At 69.8% G+C, this 17,568-nt stretch carries 16 protein-coding genes; 11 read left to right on the top strand and 5 right to left on the bottom strand.

All coding sequences use genetic code 11. From position 1 onward, the window contains the following. Positions 1-81: 81 nt before the first annotated feature. Entirely contained in the window at positions 82-813 is a 732-nt protein-coding gene (locus STSP_RS10035; protein ID WP_067274953.1) for a formylglycine-generating enzyme family protein, read from the bottom strand. Positions 814-1,229: 416 nt separating this feature from the next. Here STSP_RS10035 and STSP_RS10030 point away from each other — a divergent pair, with 416 nt between their 5' ends. The 10 genes from STSP_RS10030 (at position 1,230) to STSP_RS09985 (ending at position 14,430) form a co-directional block, all read left to right on the top strand. Continuing rightward, entirely contained in the window at positions 1,230-1,442 is a 213-nt protein-coding gene (locus STSP_RS10030; protein ID WP_067274951.1) for a hypothetical protein, read from the top strand. A 382-nt stretch (positions 1,443-1,824) separates the two neighbouring features. Continuing rightward, positions 1,825-2,847, top strand: a complete 1,023-nt coding sequence (locus tag STSP_RS10025) for a LacI family DNA-binding transcriptional regulator (RefSeq protein WP_078067036.1) — start codon at positions 1,825-1,827, stop codon at positions 2,845-2,847. Between the two features lie 73 nt (positions 2,848-2,920). After that, positions 2,921-4,600: an ABC transporter substrate-binding protein gene (locus tag STSP_RS10020; RefSeq protein WP_067274948.1), complete on the top strand. Its 1,680-nt coding sequence runs from the start codon at positions 2,921-2,923 to the stop codon at positions 4,598-4,600. Positions 4,601-4,693: 93 nt separating this feature from the next. Then, positions 4,694-5,671 carry an ABC transporter permease gene (locus STSP_RS10015; protein WP_067274945.1) on the top strand — a complete coding sequence of 326 codons (978 nt, stop codon included), beginning with the start codon at positions 4,694-4,696 and terminating at the stop codon, positions 5,669-5,671. 13 nt (positions 5,672-5,684) lie between these two features. Then, positions 5,685-6,596 carry an ABC transporter permease gene (locus tag STSP_RS10010; RefSeq protein ID WP_067274943.1) on the top strand — a complete coding sequence of 304 codons (912 nt, stop codon included), beginning with the start codon at positions 5,685-5,687 and terminating at the stop codon, positions 6,594-6,596. Between the two features lie 3 nt (positions 6,597-6,599). Next, on the top strand, positions 6,600-7,553 hold the full coding sequence (locus tag STSP_RS10005; protein WP_067274940.1) for an ABC transporter ATP-binding protein: 954 nt from the start codon (positions 6,600-6,602) through the stop codon (positions 7,551-7,553). Next, entirely contained in the window at positions 7,550-8,605 is a 1,056-nt protein-coding gene (locus STSP_RS10000) for an ATP-binding cassette domain-containing protein (protein ID WP_067274937.1), read from the top strand. Before STSP_RS10005 ends, STSP_RS10000 begins: the two co-directional genes overlap by 4 nt. Further along, on the top strand, positions 8,602-10,131 hold the full coding sequence (locus STSP_RS09995) for a glycoside hydrolase family 32 protein (protein ID WP_067274934.1): 1,530 nt from the start codon (positions 8,602-8,604) through the stop codon (positions 10,129-10,131). Before STSP_RS10000 ends, STSP_RS09995 begins: the two co-directional genes overlap by 4 nt. A 148-nt stretch (positions 10,132-10,279) precedes the next feature. Beyond that, on the top strand, positions 10,280-13,855 hold the full coding sequence (locus STSP_RS09990; protein ID WP_067274931.1) for a GH32 C-terminal domain-containing protein: 3,576 nt from the start codon (positions 10,280-10,282) through the stop codon (positions 13,853-13,855). A gap of 110 nt (positions 13,856-13,965) precedes the next feature. Next, positions 13,966-14,430, top strand: a complete 465-nt coding sequence (locus STSP_RS09985; protein ID WP_067274928.1) for a cyclic nucleotide-binding domain-containing protein — start codon at positions 13,966-13,968, stop codon at positions 14,428-14,430. 44 nt (positions 14,431-14,474) lie between these two features. Here STSP_RS09985 and STSP_RS09980 read toward each other — a convergent pair whose 3' ends face one another. From STSP_RS09980 to STSP_RS09970, 3 genes are all read right to left on the bottom strand, one after another. Then, positions 14,475-14,690, bottom strand: a complete 216-nt coding sequence (locus STSP_RS09980) for a hypothetical protein (protein ID WP_067274925.1) — start codon at positions 14,688-14,690, stop codon at positions 14,475-14,477. Between the two features lie 212 nt (positions 14,691-14,902). Further along, complete coding sequence (locus STSP_RS09975) at positions 14,903-15,457, bottom strand: DUF1360 domain-containing protein (protein ID WP_067274922.1); 555 nt, start codon at positions 15,455-15,457, stop codon at positions 14,903-14,905. 29 nt (positions 15,458-15,486) lie between these two features. Continuing rightward, positions 15,487-16,074, bottom strand: a complete 588-nt coding sequence (locus STSP_RS09970; RefSeq protein WP_067274920.1) for a hemerythrin domain-containing protein — start codon at positions 16,072-16,074, stop codon at positions 15,487-15,489. Between the two features lie 400 nt (positions 16,075-16,474). On the opposite strand from STSP_RS09970, the gene STSP_RS09965 reads away from it, so the two are divergent. Next, on the top strand, positions 16,475-17,215 hold the full coding sequence (locus STSP_RS09965; RefSeq protein ID WP_067274918.1) for a class I SAM-dependent DNA methyltransferase: 741 nt from the start codon (positions 16,475-16,477) through the stop codon (positions 17,213-17,215). A 191-nt stretch (positions 17,216-17,406) separates the two neighbouring features. Here STSP_RS09965 and STSP_RS39555 read toward each other — a convergent pair whose 3' ends face one another. Beyond that, positions 17,407-17,562, bottom strand: a complete 156-nt coding sequence (locus STSP_RS39555) for a DUF6131 family protein (protein ID WP_198547303.1) — start codon at positions 17,560-17,562, stop codon at positions 17,407-17,409. Between the last annotated feature and the right edge of the window lie 6 nt (positions 17,563-17,568).

The raw sequence follows: 17,568 nt of genomic DNA, 5'->3' as shown, positions 1-17,568 counted from the left end.
GCCAGTCCGAGGAAGCGCTGATCTCCGGCACGTCCCACTGTCCGTGGACAGACGAGACCACCAGGGACCGCGGCACCCCTCTCACTCGGCCGATGCAGCCAGGCGGAAGCCCACGCCGATGGCCGCCAAGTCTTGCATGTAGGCGCCGTGCCGGCGGGCACACCGTGCCAGATCCCGATCGTGGCAGAAGGCGCCGCCTCGGGTGACGTGCGGATCGAAGGCCCAGTCCTCGACGCTCGGCACCTCGAGCGGAGCGCCTGGGTAGGGGGCGTAGAGGGTGGAGGTCCACTCGTCGGCGTTGCCCGCCATGTCCAGGACACCGAAAGGGCTCGCGCCCCCGGGGAACGAGCCGACCGGCATCGTGGTGCCGATGCCGAGGTCTACCAGATTGGCCAGGCCGGTGCGGTACTGCGCACCCCATGGGAACTCTCGGCAGTCGTCGCCACGGGCGGCGCGCTCCCACTCGTCCTCCGTGGGCAGCCGCACGTCAAGGCCGCCGAGCTGTTTCCCGAGCCACCGGCAGTAGGCAGTTGCCGCCTCCCAGGCGACTCCGATGACCGGGTGGTCCGCCGGTGCCTGCGGGACGGGCCTGCCGGTGGCCACCGCGAAGAGTATCCACTGGCCGACAGTGACCTGGGTTCGGGCGATCCGGAATGCCGGGACGTGGATCTCTGTGCGCGGGGCTTCCTTCGTGTACCACTCCACCGGCACCCCGGTGTCGGCATAGCGGTGGGCCACCTGCGCCACCTCCTCAAGGGGCGTACCGCGATGCAGCAGCCCGGCTGGGACCTCGATCCAGTCCACCTGTTCCATCCGCACTCCCGCCTCAGCTCGATCGAACAGCCCTCATGCTCGCCCCCATGTCCGGGGCGAGCATCGGCCGACGGAACCAACTCCACAGCGACCTTGGGACCAGGCCTCGGGCCCTCGCCACGGCTGCGTCGCTGCGACATGGCGAGCCGTGCACGTTCGCGCGTGCTGGGCCCGCCGCGCACCTCGGCAACTGCACGGCGGAACCCGGGCGGCAGCCGGCACCGGCCTCAGGACACGGCGGCGCCGCAGAGAGGCGTGCGCCCCGCACCGTGTGCCGGGGGCTTTGCTGTGCCTCTTTACAGCTGTGCCTCTGTACATGCGCACAGAGGCCGAGCGACTCTGGTCGTAGTTGGCCGCAGGTCCAGCGGGTCCTGGGTGCTCCGCCGTACCACTCTGCTCCTGCCAAGGGGTGTGCAATGCGAGTGGAATTGATCCAACGCGCCGCCGACGTGTTGTGGGACGTCCCGGACGACGCGCGTAAGGAGATCATCATGATCATTGCCGCTGTGGCCGAGGCCCCGGCCCCGGCGCGAGGGGTGACGGCAGCGGCGTTCGGCCAGCAGTGCTGGGTCGAGTACATGTCACGCGGCAACATACTCGAAGTCACCGACGTCGGGTGTTACTGCTGAGCGCCGCATGGGGGCGACGGCGCCGGGCAGCCGCGACGGATGAGCCAATGCAGGGCTCGCTCGCGGCGCGGGTACGGGCGCGGGCGGTACGGCATCACCACAGTCGCAGGCGGTGGCCGATGGCGCTGAAGGACAATCCGGTGGCGGCCAGTCGGGCGGCAGCCGGGTCGCTGGCCGCCTGCGAGCGGCCACCCTGCGCCGCGCTCCCGCGCATACGTACCGGCGAAGGACACCGGGCCCGTGGCCTGATGCCGTCATGCCGAGGTATTGACATGCCGCTCAAGTCGGACGTAACTTCCGTGCAACACGGAACTAACGCGCGTTATTAAAGCGCGAAACCGAAGGCGATGTCGCGCCTCCGGACGGCCGAAGGGACCCGAAAGTGGCCACGAACAAGACGCAGCGCGTGACCATGAGCGATGTGGCTCGCCGTGCGGGTGTCTCGCGGACCACCGTCTCCTTCGTCCTCAACGACAAGCCCGGCGCCGCCATCCCCGACGAGACCCGTCGGCGGATCCTGGAGGCGATCGACGAGCTCGGCTACCGGCCCAACGCCGGGGCGCGGGCCCTGGCGGCGAACCGCAGCGGGTGGTTCGGGCTGATCACCGAGATCGTGACCGGCCCCTTCGCGGCCGAGGTGATCACAGGAGCGCAGAGCCGCGCCTGGAGCGACCGGAGGTTCCTGCTGATCGCCGCGAGCGAGGGTGACCCCGCACAGGAGGCCGCCGCGCTCGACCAGATGCTGGAGCACCGCGTGGAAGGGCTGCTGTACGCCACGACCTGGCACCGGGCCGTCAGCCTGCCGAAGGCCGCCCGCGAGGTGCCGACGGTGCTCGTGAACTGCTACGACGCGGAAGGGGAGCTGCCGTGCATCCTGCCCGACGAGGTGTCGGGCGGATACCGGGCGACCCGCCGGCTCCTGGACGCCGGGCACACCCGCGTCGGGTTCATCAACCTCGATCCGGCGATCCCGGCCGCCATCGGCAGGCGTGAGGGGTACGAACGTGCCCTGCGCGAGGCCGGGATCACCCCCGACCCCTCCCTCGTCATCCCCGGCTGGGCTACCGCCGACGGCGCCTACACCGCCGCCTGCGAACTGCTGGACCGCCCGGCCGCCGACCGGCCCACCGCGCTGTTCTGCGGCAACGACCGGATGGCGATGGGCGCGTACGACGCGATCAAGGAACGTGGCCTGCGCATCCCGCACGACGTGGCCGTGGTGGGGTTCGACAACCAGGAACTCATCGCCGCCTATCTGCGGCCGAAGCTGACGACGCTCGCTCTGCCCTTCGAAGCCATGGGCACCAAGGGCGTCGACATGCTCGCCGCTCTCGCAGCGGGGCAGCCGCTCGACACCCACCGGGTGACGATCGACTGCCCGCTGCTCGAACGCTCGTCGGTCTGACCGCGAATCAGTCCGCCGAGTAATCCCATCCCCGTCTTCGTCCTGTGTTGAAGAGAGGAAAAGAGTCTCCATTATGGCACCCTCCATACCCTCACGGCGGCTGCGGCCCGTCCTGAGAGCGGTCACCGCGACGGCCGCCGCAACCCTGCTCCTGTCCGCCTGTACGGGCGGCTCGGGCGCCGCCGGCGCCGGTGACACCTCCGGCAACCAGCTGCTCACCATCCCGCGCGAGGACCTGGCGACGTTCACGCGCAACTTCAACCCGCTCTCCCCGCAGGCCGCCCCGATGACCCTGCAGGCGGTGTACGAGCCGCTGGTGGTGCACAGCATGGCCGACGGCAAGGACACACCGTGGCTCGCCGCCAAGTGGGAGCAGGCCAAGGACGGCAAGTCCCTCACCTTCACGTTGCGCGAGGGTGTCAAGTGGTCGGACGGCCAGGCGCTCACCGCCGACGACGTCGTCTACACCTTCCAGCTCCAGAAGAAGGTCCTGGGCGGCTTCGACTACCTCGACAAGGTCACCGCGGTCGACGCCCACACGGTGAAGTTCTCCTTCAACAAGCCCTTCTCGCCCGCCTTCTTCGAGATCGGCGGCCACTACATCCTGCCGAAGCACATCTGGTCCAAGGTCAAGGACCCTGCCAAGTTCACCAACCCGAACCCGGTCGCCACCGGCCCGTATACCAAGATCGAGAAGTTCCAGAGCCAGTCGTACGAGCTGCACAAGAACCCTGACTACTGGCAGCCGGCCAAGCAGCAGATCGCCGGCATCCGGATGCTCGCCTTCTCCGGCAACGACAGCGCCAACGTCGCCTTCACCAACGGCGAGGTGGACTGGACGCAGTCGTTCATCCCGGACATCGAGAAGTCCTTCGTCGCCAAGGACAAGAAGCACAACCACTACTGGTTCCCGGCCACCGGCGCCATGATCAACTGGCAGCTGAACACCACCAAGGCCCCCTTCAACGACCCGGCTGTGCGCAAGGCACTCAGCACGGCGATCGACCGCGACCAGATCACCAAGGTCGCGATGAACGGCTACGCCGAACCCGCCGACTGCACGGGTCTGGCCCGCACCTACGACAAGTGGCGCGACACGTCCCTCGCGGCCTCCTGCACCTGGACGAAGTACGACACCGACGCGGCGGCGAAGGCCCTCGACGCGGCCGGCTACAAGGAAAGCGGCGGCAAGCGGCTGCTGAAGAACGGCAAGCCCTTCACGCTCGACATCTCCGTCGGCTCGGCCTCCTCCGACTGGATCTCGGTCGCCAACATCATCAAGCAGGACCTCGCGAAGGTCGGTATCACCGCCACAGTGAAGACGCCTGACTGGTCGGCCGTGGTGAACTCGTACGAGCAGGGCACGTTCGACACCGGCATCGTGTGGAGCAACAACGGCGCCACCCCGTACGAGTACTTCCGCGGTGTGATGTCGACCGTGATGGTCAAGCCCGTCGGCGAGAAGGCCACCGAGAACTACCACCGCTACGGCGACAAGAAGGCCGACAAGCTCATCGACGGCTTCGCCGCCGCCCCGGACGAGCCGTCGCAGCGCGAGCAGATGAACGGCCTGCAGAAGCTGTACGACGAGGAGGCGCCCGTCGTGCCGCTGTTCACCGGCCCCGAGTGGGGCGCGTACACGGACGCCCGCTTCACCGGCTGGCCCACCGAGAAGAACCCGTACGCCACTCTCGGCAACCGCAACGGCAGCACGATCCTCGTGCTCACGTCGCTGAAGCCCGTCAAGGGCTGACGCCGCCCCGCGGACCGGCGGCCGTCCTCCTCCCCGGACGGCCGCCCCGCACACCGCATGACCGTTCCCCCCCACTGACAGGGAGCACGACCCGTGCGTCTGATCCTGCGCAACCTGGGGTTCTATCTGCTCGCCTTCTGGGCCTCCATCACCCTGAACTTCGTCCTCCCGCGCTTCATGCCGGGGGACCCGGTCTCCCGGATGTTCGCGCAGGCCCAGGGCACGATGCAGCCCGACCAGATAGCCCAGCTGCAAAAACTCTTCGGCCTGGACGACCGCCCCCTCTGGGAGCAGTACGTCTCCTACGTCACGAGCGTCTTCACCGGCGACCTCGGCATCTCAATCACCCGCTTCCCGACCCCGGTCTCCGACGTGATCGGCTCGCAGATCGGCTGGACCCTGCTGCTCGGTGGCGTCGCGCTCGTCATCGCCGCCGTCGTCGGCAATCTGCTCGGTATCGTCGCCGCCTGGCGGCGCGGCGGCGCCCTCGACTCCGCCTTCCCACCCCTGCTGATCTTCGTCGGTTCGTTCCCGTACTTCTGGCTGGCGATGGGCGCCCTGTACCTGTTCGGGGTGAGCCTGGGCTGGTTCCCGCTGCGGCACGCCTACGACGCGGGTCTGGCCCCCGGATTCGACGCCGAGTTCCTCTCGAACGTCGCTACCCACCTGGTGCTGCCCGCGCTGACCATCGTGCTGGTCTCCGTCGGTGGCTGGATGCTCGGCATGCGCAACACCATGATCGCCACGGCGGCCGAGGACTACATCACGATGGCCGAGGCCAAGGGGCTCAGCCCTTCACGGATCATGTTCCGCTACGCCGCTCGCAATGCGCTGCTCCCGTCCGTGACCAACTTCGGCATGGCACTCGGCTTCGTCGTCGGCGGTGCCCTGCTCACTGAAGTCGTGTTCGCCTATCCCGGCATCGGCTACCAGCTGCTGATGGCCGTCCAGGGCCTGGACTACCCGCTGATGCAGGGCATCTTCCTGACGATCACGGCGGCGGTGCTCCTCGCGAACTTCCTCGTCGACCTCGTCTACGTCCGCCTCGACCCGCGCGTCCGCGTCCACTGAGGAGGTTGCCGACATGACCGCCATCGAGATCGCGACGGCCACCACCCCGACAACCCCGGCGCGTCCGGCTCGCCGGCGCGGACTCCTGCGCCAGCTCATTGACAACAGGAAGGCGTTGACGGGGCTGACGCTGCTCGCTCTCTTCGCGCTCCTCGCCGTGCTCGCTCCCGTCCTCGCCCCGGGTGACCCGTCACTCATTAACTCCACGGGCAGTCGGGCCCCTTCGGCCGCACACTGGCTCGGTACGACCGCCAAGGGACAGGACGTGCTCGCCCTCACCCTGTGGGGCGCGCGCAGTTCCCTCTTCGTCGGGTTCACCGTGGGGCTCGCGGCGACCGCGGTCGCCATCGTCGTCGGCCTCGCGTCCGCGTACTTCGGCCGCATCGTGGACGACGCGCTGACCCTGGCGACCAACGTCTTTCTGCTGCTGCCCGGGCTGCCTCTGCTCATCATCCTGGCCGCGTTCCTGCCGCCCGGGACCTCCACCGTGATCCTGGTGCTCGTCGTCACTGGCTGGGCGGGCTCGGCCCGGGTACTGCGGGCGCAGGCCAAGTCGATCCGGGGCAAGGACTTCGTGGCCGCCGCCGTCGTCACCGGGGAACGCCCCCTGCGGATCATGTTCCGCGAGATCCTGCCCAACATGGCGTCCGTGGTGATGACCACGCTGCTCGGCTGCGTGATCTTCGGCATCGGCGCCCAGGCCGGCCTGGAGTTCCTCGGCCTCGGGGACAGCAGCGTCGTCAGCTGGGGCACCAACCTGTACTGGGCGAGCAACGACGGCGCGTTGATGACCGGCACGTGGTGGGCCTTCGTTCCCTCCGGGCTGTGCATCGCGCTGGTTGCCTTCGCGCTCGCGCTGGTCAACTACGCGGTCGACGAGATCACCAACCCGAGGCTGCGCTCCGTGAAGAAGAGGAGGGGCTGAGTCATGGACCCCGTACTTGAGGTGCGTGACCTCCGGGTCGAGTACCGCGGCGACGGCCGTACGGTCGTGGGGGCGGACGACGTGTCGTTCGAGATCGGCGCGGGTGAGATCTTCGGTCTCGCCGGTGAGTCCGGCTGCGGCAAGTCGACCATCGCCAACGCGGTGATGCGGCTGCTGAAGCCCCCGGCAGAGATCACCGCGGGCAGCATCCGCTTTCAGGGCGGGGACGTCCTCGCGCTGGACGCACGTGAGCTGCGTGCCTTCCGGTGGCGGCAGATCGCCATGGTCTTCCAGTCGGCGATGAACTCCCTCAACCCTGTCCTCACCATCGGCGAGCAGATCGTCGACATCTTCACCACGCACGAGCGGATGAAGAAGCGGGCCGCGCGGGAGCGGGCGGGCGAGCTGCTTCAGCTGGTGGGCATCGACCCGGGGCGGCTGAAGGCGTATCCGCACCAGCTGTCCGGCGGTATGCGCCAGCGCGTGGTCATCGCCATGGCCGTAGCGCTCCGCCCCCGACTGTTGATCATGGACGAGCCGACCACCGCGCTCGATGTCGTCGTGCAGCAGGAGATCATGGCGCAGATCCGCGACCTCCAGCGGGAGCTGGGCTTCTCCATCCTCTTCATCACCCACGACATGTCCCTGATGGTCGAGCTGTCGGACCGCATGGGCGTGATGTACGGCGGACGGATCGTCGAACTCGCCGGCGCCAAGGAGCTGTTCGCCAAGCCGCTCCACCCGTACACCGAGGCGCTGATGAACGCCTTCCCGCCGCTGACCGGTCCGCGCCGGGAGCTCACCGGCCTCTTCGACGCCCCGCGCACCGCCGACAGCTGCGGCTTCCACGTCCGTTGTCCCGAGGACCGCTCGGACTGCTCCATGAACATCCCCGACCTGCGCGAGGTCGCGCCCGGCCGCTGGGTGGCCCGCAGTCTTGAAGGAGCCTCCCGATGACTGAACCCCTGCTGTCCGTACGGGGCCTGACCAAGGACTTCCAGGTGGGCACCGTCTTCTCCCGGCGCCGCGTCCGAGCCGTCAACGACGTCTCCTTCGACCTCCCCGCCGGCCGGATCACCGCCCTGGTCGGCGAGTCCGGCAGCGGCAAGTCCACCATCGCCCGCTGCCTCGCCCGCCTCGAACAGCCCTCCGCGGGACAGGTCCTGCTCGACGGCGAGGACGTCCTGCGCACAGAGCGGCGCCGGGCGTCACGGGCGTACCGCCGCAAGGTCCAGATGGTGTTCCAGGACCCCTTCGGCTCGCTCAACCCCGTCCACCGCATCGAGCACTTCCTCACGAGGGCCCTCGTCCTGCACGGCCACCCGGCCACAACCGAGGCGCTGCGGGAGGTGATGACTACGGTCGGCCTGACCGAGGACATGCTCCAGTCCTACCCGCACGAACTCTCCGGCGGCCAGCGTCAGCGCGTCGCCATCGCCCGTGCGCTGGCGGTCGAGCCGCGTCTGATCCTGGCCGACGAACCGACGTCGATGCTGGACGTCTCCGTGCGCGTCGGCGTGCTCAACCTGATGCGGCGCCTGCGCGACGAGCGGGACATCGCCATGCTCTACATCACGCACGACCTGGGCTCCGCGCGCTACCTCGCGGACACCACGATGGTCATGTTCGCCGGCGAACTCGTCGAGGGCGGCGACGCACTGGCCGTCATGGACGCCCCCGCCCACCCCTACACCCGCCTACTGCTGTCCGCCGTACCGGACCCCGAGCAGGCCGGGAGCTACGACCCGGCCGAGCGTGCCCGGCTCCGCGAGGAGATCCTCAACCCCACGTCCTGCCCGTACGGCGCCGACGGCACGTGCAGCCGTACCGAGCCCGTCCGTCACATCGTCGGCGAGGACCAGGGACAGCCCCACTGGGTGCGCTGCCACCTGCGCGCACCCGCCTCCGACATCGCCCGCCGCGTGCTCAAGGCCACCGACAGGCCTGCCGGCGAGGCCACCCATGACACCGCGAAAGACACCGAGAAAGCGGAGACCACCGCCGCATGACCCACGACCTCACCCTCCCCTCCGGCACTCCCGTCGCCGAGGGGCTGGCCGAGCGCGCCCTGCGCGACCCCCACCGCCCCCACTTCCACTTCACCTCGCCCGGCGGCTGGCTCAACGATCCCAACGGGCTGACCCACTGGAACGGCGTCTACCACCTCTTCTACCAGTACAACCCGCTCGCCCCCGCCCACCATCGCATCCACTGGGGCCACGCCACCAGCACCGACCTCGTCCACTGGACCGACGAACCGGTCGCCCTCGTCCCCGGCACCGACGGCCCCGACCGCGACGGCTGCTGGTCCGGCGTCCTCGTCGACGACGGAGGCGTACCCACGCTGGTCTACTCCGGCAGGCACAGAGACCGTGAACTCCCCTGTGTGGCAAGGGGATCGGCGGACCTGAGGTACTGGACCAAGGACCCGGCCAACCCCGTCATCACCGCCCCGCCCGAGGGCATCGACATCACTGCTTTCCGCGACCACTGCGTGTGGCGGGAGGGCTCTGGTGAAGGCACGGTGTGGCGGCAGTTGGTGGGCTCGGGCATCCGAGGCGTCGGCGGCACGGCCTTCCTGTACGAGTCGGACGACCTTCGCACCTGGCGGTACGTCGGTCCCCTGCTGACCGGCGACGCCTCGCAGAACCGGGGCGAGCTCGACTGGACCGGCACGATGTGGGAGTGCGTCGACCTGTTCGGCATCGGCGACGGTACGGACGTCCTGGTCTTCTCCGCCTGGGACGAGGGCACCACCCACCACCCCCTGTACTGGACCGGCCGCTATAAGGGCGACACCTTCACCCCCGTCGCCGTCCACCGCCTCGACTACGGCGGACGCTACTTCTACGCCCCCCAGTCCACCCGCGACGAGCACGGCCGCCGCATCATGTTCGGCTGGCTCCAGGAGGGCCGGACGGACGAGGCGAACGCGCAGGCCGGCTGGTGCGGTGTGATGTCCCTGCCGAGGGTCGTCACGCGCGGTGCGGACGGACGGCTGGCCCAGGCCCCGGTGCCTGAACTGACCCAGCTGCGGCGGGAGCGCGTGGAGGTGGCGGCGGGCCCGCTGACCGACCCGTACACCCGGCTGCACCCGGTGCGCGGAGACCAGCTGGACATCGAGACGACCCTGCGCCTCGCCCCCGGAGCGACCGCCCGGCTCGTGGTCCGCGAGACACCGGACGGCGCGGAGCGCACGGTCGTGGAGGTGAGCCGGACCCACGACGGAGCGAGCGGCACCCTCCGCCTGCACCGCGAGACCAGCAGCCTCGACCCGGCGGTCGACGCCGAACCTCGGTACGGCGAGCTGCCGTTGGACCCCGACGGCCGGGTCGACCTGCGTGTCCTCGTCGACCACTCCGCACTGGAGATCTTCGCCAACGGGCGTCCCCTCACCGCCCGCATCTACCCCACCCGCCCCGACGAGGCGGTCGGCGTCGGCATCGGTGCCGACGGCGACGTGAGCCTGGAGCGGTTCGACGCCTGGCAGATGGCGTCGGCGTTCCCCGAGGACCCCCGGCCGCTGTGGCCGTGACGGTCTGACACCCAGTACATCCGGAACACCCGGTACACCCGGTACACCCGGTACACCCGGTACACCCGGTACACCCGGCCACGGCCCGCGGAGCGGACGACGCCCGGGCCGTGGCCCACCCTTCCCTGCCCTTCCCTCAGGAGCCGCCATGAGCGTGTCCCGCCGTACCCTCCTGCTCGCAGGAGGCACCGCCGCCGCCCTCCTGCCCCTCGGAACCGGCCTCCCCGCAGCCCAAGCCGCCACCCCGAGCGCCCGCGCATCAACCCCGGCCCCTACCCCTGTCCCCGACCCCCTCCCCGTCACCGGAACCTGGAGCCGCACCTCCGACGGCGGCCAGAAGGCGACCCCCGGCCATCGCGAGCGCGCACTCGCCCTGTCCGAGCAGCAGCTCGCGACCAAGGGCACGTACACGGCGCGTATGACGCCCGAATCGGGATCCGCCGTGGGTGCGTTGGTGTTCCGGGCCGCCCTGGACGGCTCGACCGGATACGCGGCCGCCCTCGACCCGGAACGCGCCCGCATACGGCTCTACGAACTGGCGACCGGCGACACACTCGCCACCGCGCCACTGCCGGGCGCACAGACCGGAAGACCCTACGACCTCGAAGTGGCCGTGGACGGACCGGAGCTCACGGTGTACGTCGACGGCGAGCGGCTCCTCCACGCCGAGGACCACCGCCACGACATGGGCTCCGTGGGCCTGCTCGCCCAGGGCGGCTCCGTCACCTTCGGTCCGCTCTCCGTCTCCGCGGTCACCACCAACCTCACCGGCTGGACCACGAGCGGCGGCAGCTGGACGGCGACCTCGCTCGGCTGGCACGCGGACCCGTCCCAGGGCGCCACCGCCCGCGCCGTCACCACGACCCGGGCGTACGACACCGCGGTCCAGGCCGACCTGCTCCTGCACGACGCCTCCGCGGTCGCGTCGCTGTTTGTGCGCACCGACGCCAAGGTCACACGCGGTTACGGCGTCCAAGTCGACCCCGCCCAGGGCAGGTTGCGGCTGTACCGCATCGACGGCAACGTCACCCTCGGCACGTACGCGACCACCATCAAGGCCGACGCGGTCTACCGCCTGCGCGTCGAAGCCGAGCGTGGCGAACTGCGCGTGCACTGGCAGACCAACTTCCTCTCACCCGACGGCTACAGCCCCGTGATCACCGCCCAGGACTCGTCCCACGTGAAGGGCCGACTCGCCGTCACGGCATCGGCCGGCGCGGTGTCCTTCGAGAACATCGCCGCCGCCGACCTCGTCACCGGCGTCCAGGGCTGGACGGCCCGATCCGGGGCCTGGACCCCCGACCTGCGCGGCATCCGCGGCGAGAACGGCCTGCGGACGGCCCTCTTCACCGAGGGGGACCTGGTGGCGAGGGCCGACATCACACCCGGCGACCCCTCCTCCTCGGCCGGCCTCGTCCTGCGCGCGTCCGCGAACGGCTCCGGCGGCTACGAGGCCCGCCTGGACGCCGGCCGGAACGCCGTCGTCCTGCTGGACCGCTCCTCCGGCGCCCGCCTCGCGTCCGCATCCGGTCCCGTCCGGCGCATCGCGTCCGGCGGCACGTACCGCGTCGAGGCCCGAGCGACGGGCAGGACGATCGAGCTGTACGTGGACGGCGTAAGGGCGCTCAGGACCCGCGTGTCCCGCACCACGGGCGGGGCGGTCGGCACCGCGGCCGCGCACGGGACGTCGTACTTCCAGAACGTCGAGGTCCGCAGCACCGCCGACTACTTCACCGAGCCGTACCGCCCGACGTACCACTACTCCCAGCTCAGCGGCTCCACCAGTGACCCCTGCGGCCTGCTCTCCTACGACGGCGAGTACCACCTCTTCCACCAGGACGAAGGCCGCTGGGCACATGCGGTCAGCACCGACCTCGTCCACTGGCAGGCCCTGCAGATCGCCCTGCCCTGGAACGCGTACGGCCACTGCTGGACCGGCTGCGCGGTCGTCGACACCGACGACACCTCCGGTCTCTTCGACGGCGGCTCGGGCCTGATCGCGTACTACACGAGCTACCACCCGGACAAGCCGGGCGGAAACGCGAGCGTGCGCATCGCGTACAGCAAGGACAAGGGCCGCTCATGGCAGCTGCACGGCGGTTCGACCCCCGCCGTGCAGAACCCGGGCGGCCCCGACGCCGGCTGGACCTTCCGGGATCCGAAGGTGATCCGCGACGAGAAGCACGACCAGTGGCTGATGGTGGTCTCCGGAGGCGACCACGTCCGCTTCTTCACGTCCACCGACCTCCTCACCTGGACCCACGTCAGCTCCTTCGGCTACGGCGACTGGGTCACGCCGGGCGTCTGGGAGTGCCCCGACTTCTTCCCGCTCCCGGTCGACGGCGACGAGGACAAGGTGAAGTGGGTCCTCACCCTGAGCACGGGCGCCGTACGCGCCACGAACGGCTCGGCCGCCCAGTACTTCACCGGAGACTGGAACGGTACGTCCTTCGCCCCCGACCAGATGGCGGGCACGGTCCTGCGCGCCGACTCCGGCCGCGACTACTACGCCGCCATGTCCTTCTACGGCCTGCCCGACGGCCGCCGCGTCTGGCTCGGCTGGATGAGCAACTGGGACTACCCGTTCAGCGCCCCGACCGGCTCCTGGAAGGGCCAGCTGAGCATCCCCCGCGAACTCACCCTCACGGACACCGCCGACGGCGCCCGCCTGGTGCAGCGCCCGGTCCCCGAGCTGACCGCGCTCCGCACGTCACCGGCCAGCACTCGCGAGGACGTCTCCGTCAGCCCCGGCTCCGCGAACCCGCTCGCGGGCGTCACCGGCATCGCCTACGAGATCGAGGCCGAGATCACCCTCGGCACCGCCACGGAGATCGGCTTCCGGCTCCGCGCCGACGACGACCAGCACACGGCTGTCGGATACGACGCCGAAGCGAACCAGCTGTTCGTCGACCGGTCGGCATCGGGCCTGAGCGACTTCACCCAGTACTTCGCGGGCCGCACGACCGCGCCGATGAAGGCCAGCGACGGCCGCGTGACCCTGCGCGTGTACGTGGACATGTCGTCGGTCGAGGTGTTCGGCGCCGACGGCCGGGCCGCCGTGACGAGCCTGATCTTCCCCGACCCCGATGCCGACGGCATGGCCTTCTACGCCAAGGGCGGCACCGCGCACGTCGAGTCGCTCAAGGTGCACCGGCTGGAGAGCACCTACCGCCTGGTGGACCGGGTGAAGCCGCTGGTGGCCGCTCCGACCGGCGGTGAATTCCGCTCGGACCTCGGCAAGTTGACGATCATCCCAGCCGGTCACTGGTCGACCGACAGCGCGGGCCACTCCGGAACCTTCGACAAGGACTCCAACGCGATGTCGGCGCGCACGGCGACGGATCTGGACCTCACCACGCTGGTACGGCTCGGCGGCCCCGACCCGGACACCGGCGGCGCCCTCTCCCTCCTCTGGCGCGCCTCCTCCGACGGCAACGACGCCTACTGCCTGAACATCGACCCCGACCTACGGGTGATCCGCCTGGTCGCCAAGGCCGACGGGTTCTTCGACGACGCCGCCGCCCTCGCCCGCGTCCCGGCCCTGGTCCGCCGCGGCACGACGTACCCGGTCCGCATCCTCGCCGAGGGCGACCGCATCCAGGTGTTCCTCGGCGGCAGGCGGATCATCGACGTGACGGACACGACGTATACCGATGGACACATCGGCCTCAACGTGTTCGGAGGGAGGGCGGCGTACCAGGACGCATTCGCGAGGGAGCTGTGACCGCCATGAGCCACGGCGGTGGCCTGAGCGTTCCTTTCCCACTCCGCACCGCGCGGGGCGACAATGGAGTCTCACGCACCATGAGGTGGACTGGGGAACGGAGGGCAACCATGAATGCTCTTTCTCCCACCCGGATCGCCGCCTCCTTGTCGGCGGACCACCGGGAACGACTGATGGCACTGGCCCGCGAGGTGAATTTTGCCGAGGGAGCGCGCCTGTTCCGGGAAGGTGCCGTCGCGGACCGTTTCTGGATCGTCCGTTCCGGCACGGTCAACCTCGACTTCCGTGTGCCGGGCGGGCGGACCATCGTCATCGAGAGTCTGGGCCACGGTGAGCTGGTCGGCTGGTCCTGGTTGTTCGCCCCGTACGTCTGGCAGCTGGGCGCGGAGGCCATGACGCCGGTGCGCACCCATGAGTTCGACGCGTTGGCCGTGCGGACGATGATGGACGCCGATCCGGCCTTCGGCTCTGCGGTCGGCCACTGGGTCGGGCAGGTGCTCGCCCACCGGCTGCACGCGGCCCGGATCCGGTTGCTGGACCGGTACGCCCCACAGGGCTTCGAGGCCCTGTTCTGATCGGCCGGTGAGGCGTTCGTACGGCGCGCTGCCTGGGGCGGGCGTCAGCCGGCCCACCCGACGTCCAGTACCTCCAGCACGTCGCCATGGACCACGAACGTCACCCAGCAGCTGCTCGCGAACGCCGCAGACATCCCCACCGGCCATGGCCCGGGCACGTCAGCCACCGCATCGATCAGCATGAACACTTCGTCCCGCGCGTCGTCCGGCAGGTCCGTCAGAACCTCGTCAGCCCATCGGGCCAGGTCCACCCTGTGCATAGCGCCCCCTTGTGATCCACAGGGGTGGTGGCACGGTACGGCGAATGTGGAGATCGCCTTCCGAGGCCTGCGAACGACCCCGGTCGCCGCAGGTCAACCCACGTCGATACCGAACTCCATGTCCGGCATGCACAACGAGGATGCCTCCAGCCGGTCGATGAGCGCGACCCAAGGCACGTCGGCCCAAGCGGATGGCTGACCGGGCCGTCGGGTCATGTGGTCTTGTCCGCGAATGTGGTCGTGTCGGCGAATCTGCTGTACGCCAATTGCAGCGCGTCCGCCCCGGCCAGCGCGGTCAGCGCGCCCATGGCCGTCCTCGTCGCACGCGGCCACAGCAGCTGGCCGGCGGTGAGGGTGGAAACGATCCAGACGCTCATGCAGAACGGGCAGGACACAAGTTCACCCACCGTCTGTCTGCCGCCCTCGGTACGCGGTTTCTCGTGCAGCTCGGCCGGGCCCTGCGGACCGGCGAAGGTCGTGAAGGGGGCACGCAGCGGGCTGGTCACCGGTGCCTTGCTGAGGAGTCTGCTCAGCCGGAAGGTGGCGACGGCGGTCAGCGCCACGTCCCACGGTTCGGGCCGGTCGGGCAGCGGCCGGCCCTGGCGGCGCACCACTGCAGCCCAGGCTCCCGTGTACGTGCCGAAGGCAGCCAGAGCCGCGAGGTAACCGCCCAGCGGCCGCTCCTGGCCGGCCGAGTACGCCCGCCCAGTACGCCGGAGAAACCTCTGTACATGCCGTCCAGCGCGGCCACCAGGTTCTGTGCACATGCGCCGTGCCGCTCCGTCTCGGCCCGGGATCAGCCGCCGGGCGCCGCGGCCTTCAGCGCGTCCTTCGTCCGGTCGACCAGAGACGCGAACGGCCCGACCGTCCACTGGGCCATCGGAGATCCGGCTGCACCAGGATGCGGATGCGTCGGGGCGATCTTCTCGGCGGCCCGCAGCATCGTGCCCATGCCCCTCCGCTTGTCCTCGGCGCAGTCCCGGATCACGAAGGGGAACTCCTCCCGTTCCTCGTGCTCCGCGTGGTCGATGACGGACTGCTCGAACCTGGCGAACGCGGCGTCGAACTCGGCGCCGGAGACGTCCATCTTCTCGAGGTCGGCGAGGACCTTGTTCGCCGCTTGCTCCTCGTGGTTGCGGGCATCGGCCTCCGCCTCGCCGGCCACGTCCTGCGCGACGGGTCGCAGGATCATCTCCTCGGCGGTCTCGTGCACCGCCAGCAGTGCCCTCAGTTCGTCGAACGCCTGCTGCCTGTGCTCGCCCTCCGCACTCTTCACGTCCGAGAACAGGTCCCGGATGCGGGCGTGCTGCTCGAGCAGGATGCCCACCACGTCACCTTCCGGGAGCTTCGCCGCCTCGGCACGTTCTGTGTCCGCACTGCTCACGGCACTTCCTCCGTGTTTCTTGGGGTTTCTTTGGGTTTCTTGGGTACGTCTTCCCGCTCCCCGACGTCGGTCGAGACATCCGTCCGAGACATCCGTCCGAGACCTCCGTGGCGGAGCAGGACCGCTCTCCCGCGGCGAGTGACCGTGACCAGTGCTGTGCAAACGCGCGATGCCCTGTGGGAACGACCGAACCACGCGGAGCACACGGCAACAGATCGGCTCGCCCCTGCGCTGGATCGGGCGGCGGCCGTCTGCCGGTCTCCCTGGAAACCGCGGCCGTGAGCACGGACCAGGTCACCGCGTGGTGATTCCCCGGCCTGCCGGGCCGGCGGCAGAGCGACGCCGGCCCCGGCAAAAAAACCCCGCGCGACGGCGGGCCCTCGAGCGGTACGGTCCGGGGATGCTCGACAAGGACGGCTACTTCGGAGAGGGCGTCGCGGCCGGCTATGACGCGTCGGCGGCGGACATGTTCCGGCCGGACGTCGTGGACCCCGCGGTCGACGTGCTGGCCGGACTCGCCGGCGACGGCCGGGCGCTCGAACTCGGCATCGGGACCGGCAGGATCGCCCTGCCGCTCGCCCGCCGCGGGGTCCCGGTGCACGGCATCGACATGTCCGAGGCCATGGTGTCCCGGCTGCGCGCCAAGCCAGGCGGCGACACCATCGGCGTGACGATCGGCGACTTCGCCACGACACGCGTCGCGGGCACCTTCGCGGTCGCCTATCTCGTCTTCAACACGATCAACAACCTGACCACGCAGAACGCCCAGGTGGCCTGCTTCCGCAACGCCGCCGCCCACCTCAGGCCCGGCGGCTGCTTCGTCATCGAGGTCGGGGTGCCGGACCTGCGGCGGCTGCCCCCCGGGCAGAACGCCGTACCGTTCCACATCAGCCCGACACAGTGGGCGTTCGACACCTACGACGTCGCCACCCAGGCCATGAGCTCGAACTACGTCACGATCGTCGACGGACACGCAGAGCACTGGTCCATCCCGTTCCGGTACGTGTGGCCGGCCGAGCTGGATCTGATGGCTCAGCTCGCCGGGCTACGGCTGCGCGACCGGTGGGAGGACTGGTCCCGGGCCCCTTTCACCAGCGAGAGCCGCAAGCACGTCTCGGTCTGGGAGAAGCCCGCAGCCTGACCGCGGCGGAGCGGATGCCACGGGCTGTGACGTCACCGACGTACCCAAGCAGTCGCGGGCTCGGTGGCGGTCGATGGCCGAACAGGCCTGCGCCAACGAGGACATGACGAACCCCGGCCTGCTGGAGGCCGGGGTTTCCTCCACGCCCATGTGCAGCCGATGACGGGCAGCTGCGCTGGTCGGAACGCAGATCACCAGTAGTGGGGGCGGGGGCCCACCGCATGACCTGTTGTTCCCAGCAGCCACAGGACGAGGCCGATGGCCGCCAGGATGATTCCGATCGTCCACAGAATATTGATCCCGGTGACGAATCCGATCACGAGCAAGATGACGCCGAGCACGATCATGGCGGC

The sequence above is a fragment of the Streptomyces jeddahensis genome (assembly GCF_001642995.1).
In the GTDB taxonomy this organism is placed as follows: Bacteria; Actinomycetota; Actinomycetes; order Streptomycetales; family Streptomycetaceae; genus Streptomyces; species Streptomyces jeddahensis.
This window is presented reverse-complemented; position numbering and strand designations above follow the sequence as displayed.